The sequence below is a fragment of the Pseudomonas typographi genome (assembly GCF_014694385.1).
GTDB lineage: Bacteria > Pseudomonadota > Gammaproteobacteria > Pseudomonadales > Pseudomonadaceae > Aquipseudomonas > Aquipseudomonas typographi.
In genome coordinates this window covers 31,810-53,538 of sequence record NZ_JAAOCA010000041.1, presented here as the reverse complement: position 1 = coordinate 53,538, position 21,729 = coordinate 31,810, and the positions used below count along the sequence as shown (strand labels likewise).

Annotated in this window: 20 protein-coding genes, 1 pseudogene and 1 other annotated feature; of the genes and pseudogenes, 10 read left to right on the top strand and 11 right to left on the bottom strand. The window is 60.1% G+C overall.

The window, feature by feature from the left end:
- Positions 1-392 precede the first annotated feature (392 nt).
- Entirely contained in the window at positions 393-1,466 is a 1,074-nt protein-coding gene (locus HAQ05_RS24215) for a tyrosine-type recombinase/integrase (protein ID WP_190425753.1), read from the top strand.
- 21 nt (positions 1,467-1,487) lie between these two features.
- Here the strand turns inward: HAQ05_RS24215 and HAQ05_RS24210 are convergent, their stop codons facing one another.
- The gene (locus tag HAQ05_RS24210; protein ID WP_238935067.1) at positions 1,488-1,748 is read right to left on the bottom strand and encodes a pyocin activator PrtN family protein; all 261 of its coding nucleotides are present in this window, start codon (positions 1,746-1,748) and stop codon (positions 1,488-1,490) included.
- A 153-nt stretch (positions 1,749-1,901) separates the two neighbouring features.
- Between HAQ05_RS24210 and HAQ05_RS24205 the strand changes: the two are divergent.
- Positions 1,902-2,333: pseudogene (locus HAQ05_RS24205) on the top strand (transposase); the annotation flags it as partial.
- Positions 2,179-2,294: a sequence feature (AL1L pseudoknot), on the top strand. (Overlaps the previous pseudogene by 116 nt.)
- A 201-nt stretch (positions 2,334-2,534) precedes the next feature.
- On the opposite strand, the gene HAQ05_RS24200 reads toward HAQ05_RS24205, so the two are convergent.
- The 4 genes from HAQ05_RS24200 to ehuB form a co-directional block, all read right to left on the bottom strand.
- Positions 2,535-3,326, bottom strand: coding sequence for an amino acid ABC transporter ATP-binding protein (locus HAQ05_RS24200; RefSeq protein WP_190425737.1), 792 nt, complete (start codon positions 3,324-3,326; stop codon positions 2,535-2,537).
- Complete coding sequence (ehuD, locus tag HAQ05_RS24195) at positions 3,319-3,969, bottom strand: ectoine/hydroxyectoine ABC transporter permease subunit EhuD (protein ID WP_190425734.1); 651 nt, start codon at positions 3,967-3,969, stop codon at positions 3,319-3,321. The genes HAQ05_RS24200 and ehuD overlap by 8 nt, the downstream gene beginning before the upstream one ends.
- Complete coding sequence (ehuC, locus tag HAQ05_RS24190; RefSeq protein WP_190425731.1) at positions 3,966-4,646, bottom strand: ectoine/hydroxyectoine ABC transporter permease subunit EhuC; 681 nt, start codon at positions 4,644-4,646, stop codon at positions 3,966-3,968. The genes ehuD and ehuC overlap by 4 nt, the downstream gene beginning before the upstream one ends.
- A gap of 137 nt (positions 4,647-4,783) precedes the next feature.
- Positions 4,784-5,656, bottom strand: coding sequence for an ectoine/hydroxyectoine ABC transporter substrate-binding protein EhuB (ehuB, locus tag HAQ05_RS24185; protein WP_190425728.1), 873 nt, complete (start codon positions 5,654-5,656; stop codon positions 4,784-4,786).
- A gap of 389 nt (positions 5,657-6,045) precedes the next feature.
- Here ehuB and HAQ05_RS24180 point away from each other — a divergent pair, with 389 nt between their 5' ends.
- The 4 genes from HAQ05_RS24180 to HAQ05_RS24165 all read left to right on the top strand — a co-directional run bounded on the left by HAQ05_RS24180 (position 6,046) and on the right by HAQ05_RS24165 (position 10,873).
- On the top strand, positions 6,046-6,558 hold the full coding sequence (locus HAQ05_RS24180; RefSeq protein ID WP_190425724.1) for a sigma-70 family RNA polymerase sigma factor: 513 nt from the start codon (positions 6,046-6,048) through the stop codon (positions 6,556-6,558).
- Positions 6,555-7,502 carry a FecR domain-containing protein gene (locus HAQ05_RS24175; RefSeq protein ID WP_190425751.1) on the top strand — a complete coding sequence of 316 codons (948 nt, stop codon included), beginning with the start codon at positions 6,555-6,557 and terminating at the stop codon, positions 7,500-7,502. Before HAQ05_RS24180 ends, HAQ05_RS24175 begins: the two co-directional genes overlap by 4 nt.
- Positions 7,503-7,566: 64 nt before the next feature.
- Positions 7,567-10,005, top strand: coding sequence for a TonB-dependent siderophore receptor (locus tag HAQ05_RS24170; RefSeq protein WP_190425721.1), 2,439 nt, complete (start codon positions 7,567-7,569; stop codon positions 10,003-10,005).
- A 340-nt stretch (positions 10,006-10,345) separates the two neighbouring features.
- Complete coding sequence (locus HAQ05_RS24165) at positions 10,346-10,873, top strand: putative ATP-dependent zinc protease (protein WP_190425719.1); 528 nt, start codon at positions 10,346-10,348, stop codon at positions 10,871-10,873.
- Between the two features lie 81 nt (positions 10,874-10,954).
- Here HAQ05_RS24165 and HAQ05_RS24160 read toward each other — a convergent pair whose 3' ends face one another.
- The 6 genes from HAQ05_RS24160 to HAQ05_RS24135 all read right to left on the bottom strand — a co-directional run bounded on the left by HAQ05_RS24160 (position 10,955) and on the right by HAQ05_RS24135 (position 17,127).
- The gene (locus tag HAQ05_RS24160; protein ID WP_190425716.1) at positions 10,955-11,920 is read right to left on the bottom strand and encodes a hypothetical protein; all 966 of its coding nucleotides are present in this window, start codon (positions 11,918-11,920) and stop codon (positions 10,955-10,957) included.
- A gap of 14 nt (positions 11,921-11,934) precedes the next feature.
- Entirely contained in the window at positions 11,935-12,918 is a 984-nt protein-coding gene (locus HAQ05_RS24155) for a diacylglycerol/lipid kinase family protein (protein WP_190425713.1), read from the bottom strand.
- The gene (lptG, locus tag HAQ05_RS24150; protein ID WP_190425710.1) at positions 12,919-13,998 is read right to left on the bottom strand and encodes an LPS export ABC transporter permease LptG; all 1,080 of its coding nucleotides are present in this window, start codon (positions 13,996-13,998) and stop codon (positions 12,919-12,921) included.
- Positions 13,995-15,068 carry an LPS export ABC transporter permease LptF gene (gene lptF / locus HAQ05_RS24145; protein ID WP_190425707.1) on the bottom strand — a complete coding sequence of 358 codons (1,074 nt, stop codon included), beginning with the start codon at positions 15,066-15,068 and terminating at the stop codon, positions 13,995-13,997. Before lptF ends, lptG begins: the two co-directional genes overlap by 4 nt.
- A gap of 129 nt (positions 15,069-15,197) precedes the next feature.
- A complete protein-coding gene (locus tag HAQ05_RS24140; protein ID WP_190425704.1) occupies positions 15,198-16,010 on the bottom strand; it encodes a nucleotidyltransferase family protein in 813 nt (270 codons plus the stop codon).
- The gene (locus HAQ05_RS24135; protein WP_238936580.1) at positions 15,994-17,127 is read right to left on the bottom strand and encodes an N-acetyltransferase; all 1,134 of its coding nucleotides are present in this window, start codon (positions 17,125-17,127) and stop codon (positions 15,994-15,996) included. The genes HAQ05_RS24140 and HAQ05_RS24135 overlap by 17 nt, the downstream gene beginning before the upstream one ends.
- Before the next feature lie 385 nt (positions 17,128-17,512).
- Here HAQ05_RS24135 and HAQ05_RS24130 point away from each other — a divergent pair, with 385 nt between their 5' ends.
- From HAQ05_RS24130 to spt, 4 genes are read left to right on the top strand one after another with little or no spacing between them, the layout of a single operon-like run.
- Complete coding sequence (locus tag HAQ05_RS24130; protein ID WP_190425698.1) at positions 17,513-19,264, top strand: fatty acyl-AMP ligase; 1,752 nt, start codon at positions 17,513-17,515, stop codon at positions 19,262-19,264.
- A complete protein-coding gene (locus HAQ05_RS24125; RefSeq protein WP_190425695.1) occupies positions 19,264-20,175 on the top strand; it encodes an NAD-dependent epimerase/dehydratase family protein in 912 nt (303 codons plus the stop codon). Before HAQ05_RS24130 ends, HAQ05_RS24125 begins: the two co-directional genes overlap by 1 nt.
- 34 nt (positions 20,176-20,209) lie before the next feature.
- Positions 20,210-20,470: an acyl carrier protein gene (locus tag HAQ05_RS24120; protein ID WP_190425692.1), complete on the top strand. Its 261-nt coding sequence runs from the start codon at positions 20,210-20,212 to the stop codon at positions 20,468-20,470.
- Complete coding sequence (spt, locus tag HAQ05_RS24115; RefSeq protein ID WP_190425689.1) at positions 20,457-21,647, top strand: serine palmitoyltransferase; 1,191 nt, start codon at positions 20,457-20,459, stop codon at positions 21,645-21,647. The genes HAQ05_RS24120 and spt overlap by 14 nt, the downstream gene beginning before the upstream one ends.
- Positions 21,648-21,729: the final 82 nt, after the last annotated feature.

Sequence of the window (21,729 nt, the reverse complement as noted above, 5' to 3'; positions counted from 1 at the left end):
GGGGAGGGTGCGTGGGGGCACCAGTTTCTTCTGACACGCATTGGCTAATAAATGATCAGTACCCGTCCAATCCAGACACTACCGCTACAAATTTGCTTAAGCAATGCCGAAGATGCTGTTAAGCCAATGATTTATATTGAGTATTCTAAGATGTATGCACGATCCATCATGGGCGCAACGCTGAAGCGCCTAGAGGGCTCAGGACGTGTAGTTTGTGGCTTTGAAGCAGTTTCTAGACTCATCTGAAATGTCTGATTGAGGCTCGTTTGTACCAGTTTTTCGTGGTTCCGAAGGCGGCACTGGTACAATGCACCAGTGTGAAACTTTCATGTACCAGTGACTTATGGCATCTAATTAGAAAGCGAAAACGCAGCGACGGCTCGTATGGGTATATGGCCCAAATTCGGCTGTTTCGGGATGGGCAGCAAGTTTATCAGGAAAGCAAAACCTTTGACCGGCTTCAGGCTGCCAAAGGGTGGGCAAAGCGCCGAGAGGCAGAGCTATCAGAGCCCGGAGCGCTCGAGAGGGCGCTACGTGGCGGTAAGGTCAGCATAGGCGCGATCATTCAACGATATCTAGCTGAGTACCAACGCATTCGCGCTCTGGGCAAGACCAAGCGGGCCACGCTCAAAGCGTTGGAAGCATCGTGGCTTGGCGAATTGAGCGAAACCGAGCTGACTAGCCAAAAGCTTGTCGAATACGCCCAATGGCGCATGACGGCTGAAGGCGGAGCGGTACAGGCCCAAACCGTGGGCAACGACCTGTCCCACCTTGGCGCCGTACTCAGTGTGGCCAAGCCCGCCTGGGGCTATGACATTGTTCCCCACGCTATGGCTGATGCACGGGTAGTGCTGCGCAAACTCGGTATGGTTAGCCGCAGCAGAGAGCGCACCCGCCGGCCGACAGCGGCGGAGCTGGACGCGCTACTCGAGCACTTCTTCGCCCTACTCAAGCGCCGGCCTAGCTCGCTGCACATGCCCCGCCTGCTCGCCTTCGCCATCTACTCCACGCGCCGCCAGGACGAAATCTGTCGCATCCGCTGGGCCGACTTGGACAACGCCGGCAGCCGGGTACTGGTCCGCGATATGAAAAACCCGGGGCAAAAGATCGGTAATGACGTGTGGTGTCATTTGCCACTGGAAGCATTACAGCTGATACAGAGCATGCCGCGCCAATGCGCAGAAATATTTCCCTATAACAGCGACTCGGTGTCCACGTCCTGGACGCGAGCCTGCAAGATCCTTGGCATCCAGGACTTGCACTTTCACGACCTGCGCCACGATGGAGTGAGCCGGCTGTTCGAAATGGATTGGGATATTCCGAGGGTGGCCAGCGTATCTGGCCACCGCGATTGGAACTCAATGCGCCGCTATACCCACCTGAAAGGGCGGGGCGACCCATATGCGGGCTGGGAATGGCTGGGCAAGATCCTGGCCTCTCCAGTAGAGCTTGGCGCCCGTGCATAACCAAAGCGCCCGTTCGTGAGCCTAACCCGCTCGCCGGTAGTCGCGGTTCTGCAACTTTTCGTTTTCGACCCGCGCTTGCTCGCATAGTCGATCCAGGTAACGCGCCAGATCCACCAGGGCGATACCGCGTGCGCCCTTCTGTGAGCGCGTCATCTGTACCATTGGTAAGTCGATTTCACCGCTAGCGAGCTTGCGCTTGAATGACTCCGGCGTCAGTGGGCTGAAGTAATCCTGGCACACGCGCTCCAGCGGGATCACCGCCATGCCGTTATATTGCGCCATTAGAGGGCGTTTTATCAGAGTGCAGGGGTATAGGCGGTAATCACTCGATTTTGTCCAAATCTGTCGCCAAGCCATTGTTCGAACGAAACGTCGTATTGCGCCAGTGAACCGCCCCGGGTTTCGTGGAGGCCTCAACTCTTGAGAAGCTGAGGACATGAAAAGACTAGGACCTATTCCCTGAAGCCCGTGAACGTGCCGTGCGAATGGTTGTGGAGCATCTGAACGACTACCCGTCCGAGTGGGCGGCCATTGAGGCCATTGCCCCGAAGATTGGCTGTGCAGCGCACACCCTGCATGGCTGGACTCGTCGCCATCAGGCCGACGCTGGTCAGTGCCCCGATCAGACCAGCGAAGAGCGCGAGCGTATCAAGGCCCTGGAGCGCGAGAACCGAGAGCTGCGCAAAGCCAACGAGATTCTGCGTCTGGCCAGTGCGTATCTTGCCCAGGCGGAGCTCGACCGCCGCACCAAGTCCTGAGGGCGTTTGTCGGTCAGCATCGTGACCGTCTTGGGATCGAGTCGATCTGTCGGCTTTGCAGATCGCCCCGTCCGGTGACCGCGGGCATGCGGCCCAACTTCGTAACCCCTGGAAGAGTCGAGAAGTGGTCGAAATGGCGACCCTGAAATGGGTGCACGGGCACAACCAGCAGCGCCTACTGAGCTCAATCGGGTATATACCGCCTGCGGAGGCTGAGGCAAACGTTCACCAGCAACAAACAGGTCGGGCCATGGCAGCCTGACTTAAACTAAACGGCCTCCACGCAACCCAGGGCGATTCAAGCCGACCTTCAACGCCGCTCCACCCGATTCAAAAAACGTCGGGTTCTTTCGTTATCTGGATCAACCAATATCTCTTGCGCACTACCGTCAGCCAGGATTTTGCCGGCTTCCATGAACAGTACCCGGTCGGCGATTTCCTCGGCGAAGTTCATTTCATGGGTCACCAACAACAGGGTGGTGCGCTGCGCATGGGCAATGGAACGGATCACCGCTAATACTTCGCCGACGAGCTCCGGGTCCAGCGCTGATGTCACCTCGTCGAACAACATCACCTGGGGGCGCATGGCCAGCGCGCGGGCGATGGCGACGCGTTGCTGCTGGCCACCGGAAAGTTGGCCCGGATAGGCTGCAGCTTTATGGACCAAGCCCACCAGGCCAAGGTACTCATAGGCACGCTCTTCAGCTTCTTCTTGGGTGAGCTTCAACACCCGCAAGGGTGCCTCAGTGATATTTTCCTGCACCGTAAGGTGCGGAAACAGGTTGAACTGCTGAAAAACCATACCCACCCGATGCACCACCGGCGGCTTTTTCGACCACGGCCAACGCCAGCCTGAGCGCAGGCCTGGCACCGGCGAACCGGCGACTTCGATACTGCCTTGCTGATAGCTTTCCAGGCCTTTGATCAGGCGAAGCACGGTGGATTTCCCAGAGCCGCTGGGGCCGATCAGCGCGACTTTTTGGCCTTGGGGAATACTCAGGTCAAGGTGATCGATGACCTGGGTCTTGCCAAAACGTTTGACCACCTGTTTCAGAAGTATCTGCGGCGGAGCGCCTGGGGGGCTGTGTGCAAGATCAGGCATGGCTGCGCCTTTCGAGAAATTTGAAGAACAGAGAAGTGGGTAGGCTGATCGCCAGAAACATCAATGCCATGACCGTGTATGGCTCGTTATAGCGATAGGTCATGCCTGCGATTTGCTTGGCCGCCTGGAACAGCTCGGGAATGGTGATGACCGCCAGCAAGGGCGTTTCCTTGAACATGCCGATCAAGTAATTGCCGAGGACCGGCAACATCGGTTTCAGGGCCTGCGGCAGGATGATTCGTCGCCAAGTCGTGGCCGTGTCGAAGTCCAGGGCACGCGCGGCCTCCCATTGGCCTGCCGGCACACTTTCGATGGCGCCGCGATAGGCTTCGGCGATATAGGCACCGTAATAGAGTCCCAGCCCAATCACACCGGTGGAGATCGCCGGTACGGTAATACCGATCAAGGGAAAGGCGAAAAACAGCACATACAGTTGCACCATCAAAGGGGTATGGCGAAAGAAACTCAGGTAGCCACTGCTCAGCCGATGCAGCCATGGCCGTTTCGAGCGCTGGGCAATCGCCAGCACCAGGCCCACGATCACTGCCATTAGAAACCCCAGCACGACGACCTGCAGGGTAACCAGCAAACCCTGGAGCAAGTCCGGGAGGATCGACCAGGCAAATGCATAATCGAAGTTCATGAGCTCGACCCTTCGCGCCAAGCCGTAACGTGTCGCTCATAGCGGCGCACCAGCCAGGTCAATGGCCACGCCATGATGAAATAACAGACCAGCACGATGCACCAGATCAATGTTTGTTGGCCCAGCGTAGTAATCAGCTGGGCGCCCGAGAAGGTCAGATCGCTCAAGCTGATCAGCGACACCAGCGAGGTGGTCTTCAGCAACTCGACCAGTTGATTGCCCATGGGCGGCAACATGAAGGGCAGCGCCTGGGGCAAGATGATTCGCCGGAACGCCGTGACTGGATCGAAGTCCAGGGCCCGCAATGCATCTCGCTGGCCACGATTGACGTTGGTCAGTGCCGAACGCACGATTTCCGAACCATAGGCCGAGAAGGTCAGGCCCAGCCCGATGACCCCGGTGGTCATCGGCGACAGCCTGATGCCGAAAAGCGGCAGGATGAAGAACAGATAAAACAGCAATACCAGCGCCGAAATACCCCGCAGAATCTCGACGTAGACCGTGGCAATCCAACGTAACCCGCGCCAGGGCGAGAGGCGCATCAACGCAATGATAAACGACATCACCACCACAACGACTTGCGCAAGCAAGGTGATTTCCAAGGTCAGCAGTGCGCCGGATGCCAACTGACGTAGGATAAAGCCTGCGGTGTCTACAACAGATGGATCGAAAAACATGATGTTAGCTCCAAACCCGCCAGTGTTGGGTGGCTGAAGGTCAGCATTCACTTGCTAGAAGAGCCGGGTTTACCCAGGCGTTGCGTGTGCGGGGCAGGCATCGAGAGGTCTCGTTATGCATCCGTTGTACGAAAATTTCAGAGGCTGCAGCGTTGCTCGGCGGTCACTGTGGCTTCCGGCAGTTCATTCTCGGTGTAGCCGTATTTTTGCAGGATCTTCAGCAACTCGCCTGACGCGCGTAACTTGGCCAGTTGCTCATTGAAGGCCGAGGTGAATTCAGGGTCGTTTTTTGGCAGCCCATAGGCGTGGTAATTCCAGGTCGGCTTGCCTTGGGCATCGGGAATCTGCTCATAAGGCAGCGCACGCTCGATGGCCGGACTGTTGGCTTTTTTCACCAGGCTGATGATCTCGGCGTCAGGGAAATACACCACATCGACGCGGCCGGCTTGCAGCGCGGCCACGGCTTCGGTGTCCTTGTCGAAGAGCACGACGTTGCCGTTGGCGATGCCGCTGTCCTTGGCTTCCTGCACCTGATTGCTGCCTGGCTGCGTGGCCAGCCGTGCTTTGCCGTTGGCTGCAACGTCCTTGAGGCTGTGCAGGTTGAGCGGGTTGCCGGCTTTGACGATGAACGCGCCACCGGAGCGGGTGACCGGGTTGGAGTAACCAATCACTTTGCAGCGGGACGGGTTGATGAACAGCCCGGCGCCGATCAAGTCGAAACGCCCGGCTGCCAGCCCAGGCACCAGTGAACCGAAGTCGGTGATCGGGGTTTCAATCTTGGTGATGCCCAGCGGCGCAAGAACGGCTTTCAATACCTCGACGTTGGCGCCGGTGGCTTTGCCGTCCGTGCCGATGTAGGCGTAGGGCTGCTCGTTGGCGATACCCGCCGTCAGGCCGCTAGCACGACCTTTCTCCAACAACCCCGCCAGCGCGGGGAAAGAACATAGCGCGCTAAGCAGCACGGCCGATCCAAGTACAGTTGGCAAAGATAAAGGTTTGAGGGCTTTCATGAAAGAGGCTCTAGGGTGAGAAATGAAGCGCGTTCCCTGCGAAAGTGCGTCATTTATTTCCAGCGCCGTATTTGGAGACCCTTGCAATGGGGAGCGCCGATGCATGCAGACCTAGCGCTATATGAGGCGCATATTTATGAGAATATGGTTATAAGTGTTAATTTATAAATACCTTTTATGCATAAGCTTATGGCCACGCACTACTTTTAAGTTAGCACGGGCATGGCTACATGCTGCATCTCGACCGTTCAGCTGTTCGCCCACCCATTCTTCGTGGAAGAAATCCTCAATACGCGGCCGAGTCAAACCGCTACCGCATTGAAAGGGTATCGTTACCAGCACCTTGTGAAATACAATCGATCTCATTAACATCTCGACAGGTGCTGACCATGATCGACCGCGCGGACTCGAATGCGCAGGCCTTCCATCAGCTCTACCAAGGCAACCGCAGCTGGCTGGAGCAATGGCTCAGCCGCCGCCTGGGCAGTGGCCACGACGCGGCGGACCTGAGCCAGGATACCTTCATGCGGGTCCTGGCCGGCCCTCAGCGCATCGTCGACTTGGCGGAGCCACGTGCCTACCTCATGACCATCGGCAAGAGGCTGCTGGTCAATTTCTACAAGCGGCGCAGCCTGGAACGGGCTTATCTGGACGCCCTTGCGCAGTTACCAGAGGTGTACGCGCCGTCGCCTGAACAGCGCTGGCAAGTGCTGGAAACGCTGCATGCGCTGGACGATCTGCTGGATGGCTTGCCAGGGCGAGTGCGCCGCGCATTTTTGTTGAGTCAGCTCGAAGGCCTCGGTTACCGCGAAATCGCCGTGCGCCTCGGGGTCACCGAGCGTAGCGTCAAACGCTATATGGTTCAGGCCTATGAGCACTGCCTGTTGGTGGCGTTGTGCTGAACCCCGAACCCAGCGAAGAAGCACGGCGCGTCGCCCGGTCGGCCGCGCGCTGGCTGGTGCGGGTGGAGTCCGGGGCGCTGAGCGAGCAGGACCTTGCCAGCCTGCAACGTTGGCGTGAAGCCAGCGACCTGCATGAGCATGCCTGGCATAACGCGCAAGCGCTGAAAGGGCGCTTCGAGGCGTTGCCACCAGCGGTGGCGATGGCCACCCTGGATCGCTCGAAACAGGGGCGGCGGCAGTTGCTCAAGGGCATGCTGGGTTTGGCGGTGGTTGCCCCAGCAGGGTGGTTGGCAACGCGCGAGTTGCCCCTGGCGGCCTGGGGCGCTGACCTGGCAACCGGCACCGGCGAGCAGCGGCGGGTGACGCTGGCGGACGGCAGCGTGCTGCAACTCAATACGGCGACGGCGGTGAATATCGACGACCGGCAGCGCAGGGTTTCGTTGATCCGTGGCGAACTGTCGCTGCGCCTAGCCAACGCGCAGCCATTGCTGATCGAAACGGCACACGGCCGCAGTTGCCTGCGCAGCGGCGAAATAGGCGTGTGCCAAGACGAAATCGCTTGCGAATTCTCAATGTTCACCGGCTTCGCTGATCTTTGGCCGATGCGATACAGCGCATTGGCCCTGCGCGCCGGCCAGCGCGTGCGGGTGACCGACCGCGGCGTCGGTCCCATCGGCGTGTTCGATGTAAGCCAACCGGGCTGGCGTGAAGGGGTACTCGTGGCCCTCGACCAACCTCTAGGCGATCTCCTGCGTGATCTGGACCGTTATCGCCCGGGTATTCTGCGCTGGTCGCCCGAGCTCGAATCGCTCCGGGTCACCGGCAGCTTCCGCTTGGCCGAGCCCGACCGAGTGCTGACCGTGCTGGCCGCGACCTTGCCGTTGGAGGTGCATTGGCGAACACGCTACTGGGCGACGTTGGTGCCACGCAAAAAAATCGTTTAGGGCCTGTCCTCTTTTTGTCGCTCGCTTGTCATGGGAGGTAAGCAAACTCAAAGAGAACGCACCAATGCCTGCACTACCCCGCCAGCGGCCACATTCACGAACCCGTCTGGCGTCATCGTTTTCCGGTCCCACGTTGTGTCTGAACCTGCTGTTCGGCTTGGGCGCCTTGCCAGCACCTGTCGCCTTTGCCGAGAACCAACAGCGGACGTACAACGTCCCCAGTAGCGAGCTCGCCGCGGCGCTGACGGGCTTCGCCAGCCAGGCGGGGGTGAGCCTCTCGGTGGACCCGGGACTGGTCAATGGCCGGCGGAGCCCTGGGCTAAACGGCAGTTACAGCGTCGAGGGCGGTTTTGCCAGATTACTGGCGGGCAGTGGCCTGCAACTGCAACCGGTAGGGCAAGGTGCCTATACCGTGGTGGCTGCCTCACCAAGCGTAGGGGTGGTTGAAATCGCCCCCACTGAGATCACCGGCACCCACACCGCTTTCGCCAATGCCGAAGGTGAGGCCTACGCGGGTGGGCAAGTGGCGCGTCGAGGCTCGCAAGGTTTGCTGGGGTCGCGTGACTTCATGGAAACGCCGTTCAGCATGACCACCTACACGGGCGAGGTGGCGAAGAACCAGCAGGCACGTACGCTGGGTGACCTGCTTGCCAGTGACCCGGCAGTGCGCTCCACCAACCCGGCCGGCGGTCGCTATGAGCAGTTCACCATTCGCGGGTTCAGCCTATTCAACAGCGATGTGGCCTATAACGGCCTGTACGGCATCTTGCCGACCTACTCGATCGACATGGAAATGGCCGATCGCGTCGACGTTCTGCGCGGTCCAAGCCAGCTCATCAATGGCATATCGCCGCGCGGTAGTGTAGGCGGTGGCATCAACGTGGTGCCCAAGCGCGCCACCGACCAGCCGATCACCGAGTTCACCGGCAGCTATGCCTCCAACAGTCAGGTGGGCGGGGCGGTGGATATCGGTCGGCGATTCGGCGAAGGCAATCAGTTCGGTATCCGTTTCAACGGCGTGAAGCAGGCCGGGGATACCGAGTGGGACCATCAGAGCGTCGACCGTGAAATGGCCGTGTTGGGCCTGGATTTTCGTGGCGAGCGGGTCAGGCTTTCCACTGATCTGGGGCACACCGAACGGGATACCGATGCGCCGCAGGAACGCGTGCAGGTTGGCGCCAACGCCAAGGTGCCCGATGCCAAAGATGTGCGCGACAACTATGCGCAGCGATGGAGCAAGGCGCGTACTCGCGATACCTTCGGCACCGTGAATGGCGAGTTCGACGTCAACGACTCGGTGATGGTGTATGGCGGTATCGGCGCGCGTAAAAGCAACCATGACTTCCTGCGCCATGGCGTTTCAATTACCAATGATGCCGGCGACTTCAGCGTTCAGCCACGGGACTTCACCCGTGACGAGAACGTCCGGACCGCCACCGCAGGCGTGCGCAATGGCTTCCAGACCGGCCCGGTCAGCCATGAAGTGAACCTGGCTGCAAGCTACTTCTACATGGACTTCACCAACGGCGGTGCGCGCTATGCCGCTGCCCCCAGCAACCTCTACGACCCGACGGCAACCCCCACGCCCAGCAATCCCACCCGCCAGGACGCGAAGGTATACACCGAAAGCCGCTACACCGGTGTCGCGCTGGCCGATACGCTCGGTTTCTTCGATGACCGGCTGCTGTTCACCTTGGGTGGGCGCTGGCAGCGGGTGAAGGTCGACGACTGGACCGATGGCGTAAAAGGCGACACCGCTTACGACGAGGAGAAGGTCTCGCCTTCGGCCGGCGTTCTCTACAGGTGGACCGAGCAGTTGTCGCTGTACGCCAACTACATGGAGGGCCTGAGCCAAGGCAAGACGGCGCCGTCTACCTCGGTAAACGAAGACGAGATCTTCGCGCCCTTCATCAGCCGCCAGGTCGAGGCCGGCGCCAAATATGACTTTGGCCGCCTGGCCGTCACTGCTGCGGTATTTCGCATCAAGCAACCGGCCTACGAAACCAATACCACCACACGGGTGTTCGGCCCGAACGGCAAGCGGGTCAATGACGGCGTAGAACTCAGCGTATTCGGCGAGCCCTACAAAGGCTTCCGGCTACTCGGCGGGGTGATGTACATCGACAGCGAACTGAGAAGCACCGTGGGCGGCACCTACGACGGCAATCGCGCGCCGGCCACGCCCAAGTTCAACGTCAACCTCGGCGGCGAATGGGACGTGCCGGGCCTGCCAGGCTTCACGCTGACAGGCCGCAGCGTATATTCCAGCTCGCAGTACTTGGACCAGGCCAACAGCAAGGAGATCGACAGTTGGAAGCGTTTCGACGCCGGTGCGCGTTACGCCTTCAAGGTCGATGGCAAGGCCGTCACAGTGCGTGCCAATGTCGAGAACGTCATGAACAAGCGTTATTGGGCTTCTGCCGGCGCATCGGACGACAGCGAGCCGGGCCTCACCCTGTCCACCCCTCGAACCTACCTGCTGTCCGCCACCGTAGGCTTTTGATCATCGAGGACTGCCAGCGGGCTGGAGCTGATCGAAGGCTGGCGCGGTGATTGCCCGTGACGGCTACGCCCGCATCGTGACCCCCTATGACCATTGCATGTTTGTGCCGACTTGATTGCGGCACCCGGGGCCCCAAGGAGACGATGGTGAGGCTGGCGCAGCTGTGGGGCGTTGTTGCCCAGGGCGCTCCCGTTACAGGCTCTGTAGGAAATGTTTTCGCCCTGCCTCACCTTTGCTCGAAAAGCGCCTAAGATGCGCATTCACCCGCGCAGCCTAGGCGCGAGGTATGGCCTCATGCTTGTACAGGGTGCAAAATGAGCACCCATGCCGGAGACCCTGAATGCACACCCTCAATAAACTCATCATCGGTACATCGTTTGCCTTGATGTTGCCTCAGCTCGCGCTCGCTGCAGCGCCAAATCAAGTGTTCGGTTGGGAAGAGGAGGCTGTGTTATTGCCGGAACAGGCGGCCGTCAAGGTTGAGCTTGATACCTCCGCGCAAACGTCGTATTTGGCGGCAGCGAACATCGAGCCTTTCGATAAGGGCGGCGAAAAGTGGGTGCGCTTCACGGTGCAGGCGCCCAAGGGCTTGGCCGGCGCGCTGGCCGACATACCGTTCGAACGCAAGATCCTGCGCACGGAAAAAGGCAAAGGGTTGGCGGGCGGGCATCGACAGGTGGTGAACGTGGCGTTGTGCATCGGCACCCAGGTTTATCAGGAAGACTTGGCGCTCAAGGGGCCGGGCAAGAAGGATTACACGGTCGTGCTGGGCCGCAGCACGTTGCAGCACCTTGGCGCCGTGGACGTAACGCGTACCAACACCGCCAAGCCGGAGTGCGACGCATCGGCAACCAAACAAACCGGTTGAGCACCGCGGCCACACGCTGGCTTAGCCCGTGAGGCTGTGCCTGTAAATCTGCCGGAGGCTACCGCAAGCAGAATGCACCTGTTAGCGAAGGCGCCGATTCTTCAGCAGCCGCCATAGCAACGGCCAGCAGAAAACCAGCGGGTAGCGGTGGATGTGCGGGCTTACTGTCACCGGCTCGCCCAAATGCCTTTCAAGCTTCCAAATCACATAGTCCACGCCGTCTTCAAAGGTGAAGAATGACTTGACCAGGCGCAGCACGTTCAGCGTGCGGCCTTGAATCCTTCTGGCTTTCCAGCGCAACCGGTTCTGCCGTTGTTGGGCGGGGTCGCAGTGGCGGGTAAACAAGTCACTGTGGCGTTCCAACGGCGCCAGGCCCGCGAGGCACCCGGCTGCGTCGCGTGTCACACGGGCGTAATAATCGGCGTTGTGGGTGACGATCTCGGCGGGGCGGCTGGCTTTTTCCGGCCGCAATTCGGTGCCGTAGGTCAACGAGAACGCGCGCTCCCAGAATGCAAAGCTGGAGAACGTAGACGCCTGCGCCGGCAGCGTCTCTGCCATTATCCGCAACACCGCGTGGGCCAGCGCCAGATGCACGCGGTCCCTCACGGCCTGGCTGCGGTAATACACCAAGCGTGAAGGTTGGGAAAACCGCCCCCAGAGATAACTTTGAAACCAGGTCGAGGTGCCTTGCTCGAAGTCTTTCAGTGAAATCAAAGCACATTTGGCGCGCAGAACCCTGCCGCCGGGCGCCAGGGCCTTGAGCAGAAACACCGTCGGTGGCAGCCAGCGGTCCGCCAGTATGGGCAGCAGCCTGGTGCGCACGTGGCGGTAGTCATCTACCAGCACGTACAGGTCGACCAGGCCTTGGGTGGGGTCGCCATTGCGCAGGCAAGAGCCATAAAACAGCAATCCGCTCAAGGCATCACCGAATCGTGACCGCAGTACCTGTTCGAGTACCTGCAACTCGGAGGCCACGGGCAAGGCGCATTCGCGGGCCACGGTGGCCAGCAAAGACGGTGTCGGGGTAGCACAGTGGGTGTTAGGCATCGCCTGGCCTTTCGCTAAAGCACAATGAACCGTATCGGCGGGGTCGTCGACAGGTGAAGTGGGCCGTGGCTTGAAAATATCTCGCCATCGAGCAGGTATTCGGTCAGGTCATCGATCGTTGTATGGCTCAGGTTATGGCTGACGTACGCTTCGTTGTGCCGCATCGTCTCATTCGATTTGCCACGCAACAAGGGCAGCAGCGAGGGCAACAGGCGCGGCGCCCGATGGGCAATGGCGGTGAAATGCATCGGCGCTTTTTCGCGCCCCCAGTACGGCGTGCTGCCCAGCAACAACGTGTTCAGCGTGGTCCCTAGAATCAGCAGCCATGGGGCCTGCAAGGGGTGCGGGCCGAGGTGCAGCCGCGCGGGGGTGGCGGGGAGCAGGCTGTGCTCACGGCCGCGAAACAATGCCAACAACAGGCGCACAAAGGCCAGCGATGGCCCAAGAGCGCCGCGCACGCCCTTGGGCCGCACCCGGGTGTGGAAATAGCGCACGCCGCTGATGATCGCACCCGCGCCGAAGAACAGGCCGAACCGTGGCTGTGCCTGGTCGGCGTCAGATACTTGCAGCACGGCGCGCGCAGAAAGCGAAGGCGCCGGTGCTTGGTCGGTGAGCCAGCCGTTCAGCCTTTCCAGCGCAGCCAAGGGTTTCGAGCGCACACCCAGGTCAGCCGCGCTCATGTTGGTAGTGCCAGCCGGCAGTGCAAGCACATACGGGGCAACCAGCGGCCCCAGCCTGAGCAGTGCCGTAAGGGCCGCTTGTAGGGTGCCGTCTCCGCCGATGACCACTAGCAGGTCGGCGCGGCCCAACTGCAACGTCTCGACCGCGTGGGTAATCTGCGCCTCGGATGAAGCCTCTATCACCGTGGCATCCGCAATCCGTGCGGCGCACACGCGCAGTGGTTGCAGGTGGCGGCGTACGTAGCCACTCCCAGGGTTGAGGACGATACCGATCCGCCCGGGGCGGGGGGGCACGTCAATGCTGTTGCTGGCGCTCATTTATCTGGCCCGGTCGAAACGGTAGATGAGCCACAACGCGACCCCCAGAAGCGTAAGCGGGGGTAGCAACGTTGTCAGCATCACGTTGGCGGCCAGCAGCAAGCCCAGGCTGGCGATGATCTGGTTGCCCACATAAATCAGCAGGCCGACCACCGCCCCTATCGCCAGCCGGCCCCCCAGGCCTGGAGAGCGCTGTTGCGCGAAGGTGAATGGCACCGCGAACAGGATCATCGCCAACGTTAGGATGGGCCGGCCGAGCTTTTGCCACATCGCCATTTCGTACTCGGCGCTGGGCTGGCCAGAGTCGTTGAGAAACTGGATGTAATGGTGCAACTGCCTGATGGAGAAGCTGTCCGTTGGCAACGTCAGGTCTTTCAGGCGCCGGTCGGAGAATACCGACCGCCACACCAGGGTGCCTTGCTGGCGAATGCTTTCATCGGTACCGTTCCATTCCTTGATCTGGGCGTTTTTCAGCAACCATGTGCCATCCGCGCGGATCTCTGCGCTGGCCGCGAACACGTATGACTTCAAGAACAAGTCCGGCGTGTACTGGAAGATCTCGATGTTCACCGGGGTGTTATGCCGCGACATTGCGCCGATCCGCGCCACCTCGTTACCGTGCCGGGCCCAGATGCTACCCGAAGGGCTGGCGGCTTCCCCCGAGATGGCCAGCGCCTCGTTGCGTATTTGCACACCACGCTGTTGCAAGGGTGATGCTACCCACTCGTCGATGGCGCCCAGCAGCAGCACCAGCATCAGGCCCGCCATCACCGTGGTGATGGCAATCCGCACGATGGACATACCGGCCGTGCGCATCGCAGTCAGCTCGTGGGTCAGGGCGAGTTGCCCCAGCCCGGTGATCCCGCCCAGCAGCGCGATGAAAGGCCCCAGGTCCACGGCGCGTCGGGGCAATGTCATCAGCACCACTTCGAGCGCCAGTGGCCAGCGATAGCCGCCGGAAGTCACGTCATCGAGTTCGCTGATCAGGTCGAAAGTGGTGAACAGCGGCAGCAGCAGCGCTGCCCCGGCGACAAACCCGATCAGCACGTTACGAATGAGGTAAAGGCTGGTAATTCTCATTTCAAATGCCGACGCAGAACGGCCAGGTCGCGGCCGACGAATACCATCAATGCCGCGGCCATCAATAACGGCACCAGCCAAACACCGGGCATGAGCGGCAGGGTCGCGTTGGCCACCAGTGTTCTGCAGATATTGCTGGCGTAGAAAATCACTGCAAACAGTGCCGCGACCGGCAGCAACGTAGAGAAACGGCCCTTGCGCGGGGCGGTCCGGCTCAACGGTACCGCCAACAACGCGAGCAAAATGGCACTCACGCCGCGTGTCTCGCGCCACTGCAACTCGGCTTTATCTTGCGCCATGGTCGATACACTGAGCATGGCGGTCGAGGTGGCTTTTCGTATGGTGTCCGGTTCAGGCGCGATGGGCTTCAGGTGCAATAGCAGGTTATTGAACACGATGTTCACATCCTTGGTGCCTTGATGCTCCAGGGCATACGACGTGCCGTTGGTCATTGCCACGATCGGGTCATCCGGGTTGGGGTCCACGACCTTGGCCAGTTTCGAGCGAAAGACCCGGGTTTTTCCTTCTCCGGGGTCGTAAATCAGAGCGTTCTCCAGGCTGCCGGTCGCATGGTCGATGTGCTCGGCGAGAATCATTCGGCCATTGTCCTGGTTTAGGTTGAAGCGCTGCGGCAACAGGTGGTTAACGTCCAGGTCGGTGCGCGATGCCTGCTCCAGCCGGTGCGTCTGGGTATAAGCCCAGGGGCGGCCATACACCGAGAGCGCGGTAACGGCAACCGCAATGGGCAGCGAGATCAGGGCAATGGCACGGTACAGGCGTAAAGGGCTGGCGCCTGACGCCAGAATAGCCGTGACTTCCGAGTCGTGATAAAGCCTGCCGAGCGCGATCGCTACCGAGGTGTACAACGCTACCGGCACGAGCATTTCCAGGGCGATGACCACCTTGTAAACGACGATATCCAGCACCGACTGCAATGCCAGCGTGCCGTTCGCGGCTTGTGTCAGGTAGCGTTGCGCCGAGTAACTGGCGAACACGAAGGTCAGGATGCCGACCATGACCGACACAGGGCGCCGAATTTCGGCAATGATGTAGCGCTCGATCAGGAGCATGTGCAGACCTTGTAGTCAGGCTGTGCCGCAAGAATGAATACCGCTACGTGCGAATCGAAAGGGCGCTGGGGGCACAGCGCTTGCCGATCCAACAGGTGGGGGCAACCGAAGGTCTTGGTCAATCGTATGTTAAGTCGAGGCTCTTTGTAGCAGGGTTCGTTCGACGAGCTGATAATCGCTGACTGAGTCGACATCGACAGCGGCTTCAGCAAATGGCATGACCACCGCGCCCACGCGCACCCCGACTGCAGCCGAAATACGCTGCATCGCCTCCTCCAGCGATAACCTTCCCGCCAGGTATCGCAGTGTCGCCGCAAAACCCAAAGCGCTCGCGATCACCTTCCTCGGATTTTTGCGCTGCTGTTCGATGTTTCTCCAAAACGCCGCAAGTTTTTGGCTTTCTGGTGTCATGAACGCAAACAGGTTACTTCCGCAGTACGGGCCCCCCTGCAGCTTGATGGCGGTTCGTTTGTTTTCGGGAAACATGGCCAGCACCGTAGCCAACGGTGTCACGGCGACGGTCACGTCGCAATCGCTGGCGCCCGACTGCTCAAGGAAATAATCGACAATCTCACGGCGTAACAACGCGTGGTCAGCGGTGGTGACGACCACGGGGCGGGACGCAATGTGTTGCAGCCCCAGCCATGTGCTTGCAGCCGGCGATGCCGCCGGTTCCACGGCTGCCACTTCACCGCGGCGCAGCAATGCCTGCATGAACGGGTCGCGATCGAGCAATGCCCGAGGAGGGCCGACCAGCGTGATGTTCGTGATGTGATCGCTGCCTTGCAGCGTAGAGACGACCCGATGAAGCATCGGCACACCATTAACCGGCGTTAATGCTTTGCATCCCGAGGCGCCTAGGGCCGCGACCGGGTCACCAGGGTGTCGGTCTGCGGCCAGTACCAGCGCCGCAAAGCGCGCCCGCTCAGATGTGTTTTTCATAAAGGCGATAGCGCTTGTAAGCCGTGGCGCCGATGCGTTCCAGAATAGTGCGCATGCCCGTATTCGTCTCTAGAATCCAGGACATCTCCAGCGCGTCGATCTTGCGCCGAACGAAAGGCTGCTTGAGTGCCTCGATCAGCAGCAGCGCCAACACGGGGCCTTGCCTGCTGAACTGATAATGTTGCCGCACGCCCATCAGCGGCACCCGTGCTGTGCGGGTTCCCGACACTTTGAGCTTCCACAGTAAACGAAGCCAGCCAAACGGCAGCAGGCGGCCTTTCAACGGCGCTATGGCCTCCTGCAGGTTCGGCATCGCCACGATAAAGGCGCACGGCTGGTTATCGATTTCGGCGATGTAGATGAGATCCTCGGGTACCAGTAATTTCATTTGCGCACCCATTTCGCTGAATTCTTTTTCAGTGAAAGGTACGAACCCCCAGTTCTTCGCCCACGCATCGTTGAAGATGCTTCGCAGGGTCTGCATTTCGGCTTCGAACTGGCTCCTGTCAAGCGGGCGAATACGGATTCGCCCACGCTCGCGGTCCATCATCCGTCGCAGCGGCGCGGGGAAATTCAACTCGTCGGTGCGCATCCAATACGCCAGCAAATCCATTGCGGGCGTGTAGCGCGCTGCCGTCAGGTGTTTTTCAAGGTATGCCGGGTTGTGGTTCATGAATACGGAGGGCGGTGTATCGAAACCCTCGACCAACAACCCGCTTTCCTGATTGATGTTCAGGCTGAACGGGCCGGTGATCTGCTGCGCACCCTGTTCTCGCAGCCAGGCCTCGGCGGTGGAAATCAAGCTGTGAACCACCTCCGGGTCATCAATGGCGTCGAGCATTCCGAAGTGCCCACTGCCATTGCCATGAATTTCACGATGGAGCGTATCGATCTGGGCCATGATACGGCCGACCGGGACGTTACCGCGCTTCGCAACCCAAGCTTGCCAGGTCACGTGTAGAGACGTTGGGTTCTTGCTTGAAAGGTGCTCGCGACGTTCCATGTGAAGCGGCTCGACCCAGTGGGGGTCGTCTTTGTAAAGCAAGCCCGGCAGCGAAATGAAGGTGTTAAGGTCGTGACGAGTCTTCACCCGTTCCGTAACGATCGGAGAAGTCATTCTATTCATGTAATGGGGTGTCTTCTTCATTGGCGGGCCGGAAAGCAATGCGCGTAGCCGCGGCCCTGCCTGCTAAGCAAGCGTTGTCGGTCATAACTGCCGACTATGACTGAAATATTTTGTTACGTCTATGTGTCACGATCAATGTATGCTATCGACGAATTCGATACGCGTGGCGTTGCCTTCGGGCGTTAAGATTCTGCCGCTTTGTTGTTGATAGGCTGCAAAAGTGTATCGGTTAAATTTCGTTGTCCTTCATGCATGCAGGCATTGGTTTTTCAAGGGACCACCTTTTGCTTGGCGTTGAGGATGTGCGGCTCCGCTGCCCAGGGAAAGCTGGCAGGGCGAGTTTCTCCGCCGCGGTATTTGAAAAAGGGGTCAAACATTGACTGTTCTTTATTTGTCAGAGACAAGCTCAGGGCACTCACTTGCGCAGCGCCTTGCAGACTTTTCCTCTCTTGCCGAGGCGCTGGATTACGCCGCACTCGGGCAAACAGGCATGAATTTCTACGATCGGCGCTGTCACCTGACCGCCGTCGTGGAGTATCGGCTGTTGAAAAAACGCGCTGTGGCCGCGGCGAAAAGGCTGTTGAGCCTTGGCCTGAACAAAGGTGATCGTGTTGCGCTGATCGCAGACACGACCCCGGGGTTCGTGGAAATCTTTTTTGCTTGCCAATACGCAGGTTTGATTCCCGTTCCACTGCCTATTCCTACAGGGGTTGGGCATCATCAGTCCTACGTTGAAAAGTTGCGCGGCCTGCTTGCCAGTTGCTCGCCTTTAGCGGTGCTGGGCGGTGAGGCGTGGTTGTCTTTCGTGCATGAAGCCATCGATAAGGCGACCCAGAAATTCATCGGGACAGCCGAGGCGTTGGAAGCGCTGCCCCTGGTCGACATCGAGCTTACGCCCCCTCAGCCAGATGACATCGCGTACCTGCAATATACCTCTGGCAGCACGCGGTTTCCTCGCGGGGTCGTCGTCACTCAGCGCTCGGTCATGGCGAACCTGCGCGGTATCAGCCTGGCCGGGATCCGGCTGCGGCCCAGGGACCGATGCATCTCCTGGCTGCCCTATTATCACGACATGGGCTTGGTTGGCTTCGTGCTCACGCCTGTTGCCACGCAGTTGTCGGTGGACTACTTGCAAACTCAGGATTTCGCCATGCGCCCCAAGCAGTGGCTTAACCTGATGAGCCGCAACCAGGGCACGGTATCCGTGGCGCCGCCTTTCGGTTACGACCTGTGTGTGCGACGTTGCAGCCCGGCCGAAGTCGAAAGCCTTGACCTTTCCCGTTGGCGTGTCGCTGGGGTTGGCGCGGAGCCTATCGCAATCGCCACCCTGAACCGTTTCGCGGAGCACTTCGCGCCGGCCGGTTTTAAAGCCAGCGCCTTCATGCCTTGCTATGGCCTGGCCGAAAATACCTTGGCTGTGAGTTTCGCCGCCCCGGATGCGGGGGGCCAAACTGACCGTGTCGATCGCGACATCCTTGAGCTTGAGGGCAAAGCCGTGGCCGCCAGCGAGCACTCTACGGCCATCAGCACCTTTGTTAACTGCGGCGGCCCATTACCCGGCCACCGGCTTGAGGTGCTCGATGAAGCCGGTAACCCGCTACCGGAGCGCAGCGTGGGGCGGATTGTGATTTCTGGCCCAAGCCTGATGAGCGGCTATTTCCAGGACCCGGAGTCAATTCGGCAGATCAAGGAAACCCAGCGGCTCGACACCGGCGATCTAGGCTATCTGCTCGGCGGCAATTTGTATGTCACCGGGCGCAAGAAAGACCTCATCATCATTCGTGGCCGCAACATCTGGCCGCAGGACATCGAATTGGTTGCCGAGACGGAGCCTGAAGTCAGGCCGGGAGACGCGATTGTGTTCATCGTGCAGAAAGACGGCGAGCCTGCGGTGGTGATGCAGGTTCAGTGTCGGATCCTTGCCGAGGACAAACGTGAGCGCCTGCTGCACACGCTGTTTGCCAAAATCCACAGCGAATTCGGGCTTTCACCGACGATCGATCTGGTCCCTCCCCACAGCATTCCTCGTACCTCATCCGGCAAGCCGGCCAGGGCCGAAGCCCGTAAGCGCTTTCTCAGTCAAATCTCCATGCGTCCCGAAATGCTGGCGGCTGTGGGTTTCGCTTGATGTCATTGGTCGTGGCCCTGACGGGAGGCAGTGGTTTCATCGGTGGCCAAATAGCCCGAATGCTGGTGGCGCAGGGCTTCAATGTTCGCGCCTTGAGCAGGACACAGTCGGGGCTGAAGAAAGGGATGTTCTGGGTACGGGGTTCACTGGAAGACACCCGATCGCTTGCCGAACTGGTCGCCGGAGCCGGCGTGGTGATCCACTGCGCCGGTGCCGTCAGAGGGCGCGACGCCCATGGTTTTCGCGCCGTCAACGTAGACGGCAGCCGCCGGGTCATGGAGGCTGCGCGCCAATCCGGAACCTGTGAACGGTTCCTTCACATGTCTTCGCTGGCGGCTCGCTATCCCGAGTTATCCTGGTACTCCCGGTCGAAATTCGACGCTGAACAGGAAGTTCTGCGCGCTGCTGGCACGGTCAGCGTCGCCATCTTCAGGCCCACGGCGGTTTATGGCCCGGGGGACCGGGAGCTGCAGCCGCTTTTCTCCTGGCTGTTACGCGGCTTGCTGTTACGGCTGGGGGCAGGCGAGGCTCACCTGAGTTTCGTGCATGTGTTCGACCTGACGGCGGCGGTCGTGCAATGGGTGAGCTCGCCAGAGGCGAGGCCCGGCACCTATGAGCTGGGCGACGGCACGCTAGGCGGATACAGCTGGAAAGGCCTGGCCAGCATCGCTGCAGACATCCGCCAGGCGCGCGTGCGTGAAATTCCCGTTTCGCTCACGTTGTTGAAGTGCATCGCCCGGGCCAACCTGGCGCTTTCCTACCTGCTGCCACGGGCGCCAATGCTGACAACCAGTAAGGTCAACGAACTGACCCACCACGACTGGACCTGCAGCAACACGGCCATCACTGCCGCCCTTGGCTGGGTACCCCAGATCAAGCTGCGCCGCGCCCTGCAGGATGGCCTGTTCTGAGCGCACATCAATTCGGACGTTGAAGAGGTCAACCATGTTTACGCAACACACCATTTTAGAAAATGTCCTGATTTGCCTGCGAGACATGGTTCCGCTATCGGAGCAGGTTGGTCCGGACAGTGACCTGGTCAACGACCTGGGTTTAGAGTCGGTGAAGATGATGGACCTGCTGATGAAGCTGGAAGATGAGTACGATCTGTCGATCCCGATCAATATTTTAATGGATGTCAGAACGCCCCGGCAGCTCGCCAACGCGTTGGTGGCCTATGTGGAGAAAAGCCATGGGGCTGTATGACAAGTTCAGCCGCTTGGCGGCTGAACGCACCCATTTCCAGGATTCCGGCGCCAGCCCGTTCGGCACCCGCATCGATGCCGTTTATTCACCCACCGAAGGGCGTATTGGCGACAAAGACGTTATCCTGGCCGGCACCAATAATTACCTGGGCCTGACCTTCGACGCGCAGGCGATCGAGGCGGCGCAGCAGGCGTTGGCAGCCGAGGGCACCGGCACCACCGGGTCGCGCATGGCCAATGGCAGCTACGGCGGCCACACGGCGCTCGAAGCGGAACTGGCAGCGTTCCTCGATCGGCCTTCGGTGATGGTTTTCTCCACGGGCTATGTGGCGAACCTGGGCATTATCGGGTCGCTGGCGGGCCCACGAGAAGTGGTACTGCTGGATGCCGATTGCCATGCCAGCATCTATGATGCCTGCGCCCTGGGCGGTGCGCAGATCATTCGTTTTCAACACAACGATGCTAAAGACCTGGAACGGCGCATGCTGCGCCTGGGCGCGCAGGCCAAAGATGCGCTGATCATCGTCGAGGGCATCTACAGCATGCTGGGGGATACCGCCCCGCTCAAGGAAATCGTTGACATCAAACGCCGCCTGGGCGGTTACTTGCTGGTCGATGAGGCGCATTCATTTGGCGTAATGGGCCCTAACGGCCGAGGGTTGTCCGAAGCGCTCGGGGTTGAGGCTGACGTCGACATCATCCTCGGCACCTTCAGCAAAAGCCTGGCTGCGATCGGTGGTTTTGCTGCGGGCCGCAGCGGCATGGAAGTTTTGCGCTACGCCAGCCGCCCCTACATTTTCACCGCGTCGCCATCACCGTCGGTGGTTGCCTCGGTGCGTTCGGCACTGCGGGCCATTGCCACGCGGCCGGAACTGCGCGAATGCCTATGGAGCAACGCCCATAGGCTGTATGACGGCTTGGCGAGCCTGGGTTATGCCCTTGGGCCTCATGTCAGCCCGGTGGTACCGGTGATGGTGGGCACCAAGGAGCAAGGCCTGGGGTTCTGGCGAGCGCTGATCGACCAGGGTGTCTACGTCAACCTGGTATTGCCGCCGGCGACACCTGCCGGCGTTACACTGGTGCGCTGCAGCGTCAGCGCGGCCCATACACCGCAGCAGATTGACCAAATCATCCAGGCGTTTTCAGTGTTGCGCCCCTTGGCCGAACTGGCTGGCTGATAGCTGCCCGCGCAGACAAGGCACAGGTCACCGGGCGCTGGGTCCAGTGGTGCACGCAACACACGTTATCCGCCGCCGGGGT

Coding starts and splice junctions, on each gene's coding strand:
- HAQ05_RS24215 (WP_190425753.1), top strand. CDS start 393: ATGGCCCAAATTCGGCTGTTTCGGGATGGGCAGCAAGTTTATCAGGAA.
- HAQ05_RS24210 (WP_238935067.1), bottom strand. CDS start 1,748: ATGGCGCAATATAACGGCATGGCGGTGATCCCGCTGGAGCGCGTGTGC.
- HAQ05_RS24200 (WP_190425737.1), bottom strand. CDS start 3,326: ATGCCTGATCTTGCACACAGCCCCCCAGGCGCTCCGCCGCAGATACTT.
- ehuD (WP_190425734.1), bottom strand. CDS start 3,969: ATGAACTTCGATTATGCATTTGCCTGGTCGATCCTCCCGGACTTGCTC.
- ehuC (WP_190425731.1), bottom strand. CDS start 4,646: ATGTTTTTCGATCCATCTGTTGTAGACACCGCAGGCTTTATCCTACGT.
- ehuB (WP_190425728.1), bottom strand. CDS start 5,656: ATGAAAGCCCTCAAACCTTTATCTTTGCCAACTGTACTTGGATCGGCC.
- HAQ05_RS24180 (WP_190425724.1), top strand. CDS start 6,046: ATGATCGACCGCGCGGACTCGAATGCGCAGGCCTTCCATCAGCTCTAC.
- HAQ05_RS24170 (WP_190425721.1), top strand. CDS start 7,567: ATGCCTGCACTACCCCGCCAGCGGCCACATTCACGAACCCGTCTGGCG.
- HAQ05_RS24165 (WP_190425719.1), top strand. CDS start 10,346: ATGCACACCCTCAATAAACTCATCATCGGTACATCGTTTGCCTTGATG.
- HAQ05_RS24160 (WP_190425716.1), bottom strand. CDS start 11,920: ATGCCTAACACCCACTGTGCTACCCCGACACCGTCTTTGCTGGCCACC.
- HAQ05_RS24155 (WP_190425713.1), bottom strand. CDS start 12,918: ATGAGCGCCAGCAACAGCATTGACGTGCCCCCCCGCCCCGGGCGGATC.
- lptG (WP_190425710.1), bottom strand. CDS start 13,998: ATGAGAATTACCAGCCTTTACCTCATTCGTAACGTGCTGATCGGGTTT.
- lptF (WP_190425707.1), bottom strand. CDS start 15,068: ATGCTCCTGATCGAGCGCTACATCATTGCCGAAATTCGGCGCCCTGTG.
- HAQ05_RS24140 (WP_190425704.1), bottom strand. CDS start 16,010: ATGAAAAACACATCTGAGCGGGCGCGCTTTGCGGCGCTGGTACTGGCC.
- HAQ05_RS24135 (WP_238936580.1), bottom strand. CDS start 17,127: ATGACTTCTCCGATCGTTACGGAACGGGTGAAGACTCGTCACGACCTT.
- HAQ05_RS24125 (WP_190425695.1), top strand. CDS start 19,264: ATGTCATTGGTCGTGGCCCTGACGGGAGGCAGTGGTTTCATCGGTGGC.
- HAQ05_RS24120 (WP_190425692.1), top strand. CDS start 20,210: ATGTTTACGCAACACACCATTTTAGAAAATGTCCTGATTTGCCTGCGA.
- spt (WP_190425689.1), top strand. CDS start 20,457: ATGGGGCTGTATGACAAGTTCAGCCGCTTGGCGGCTGAACGCACCCAT.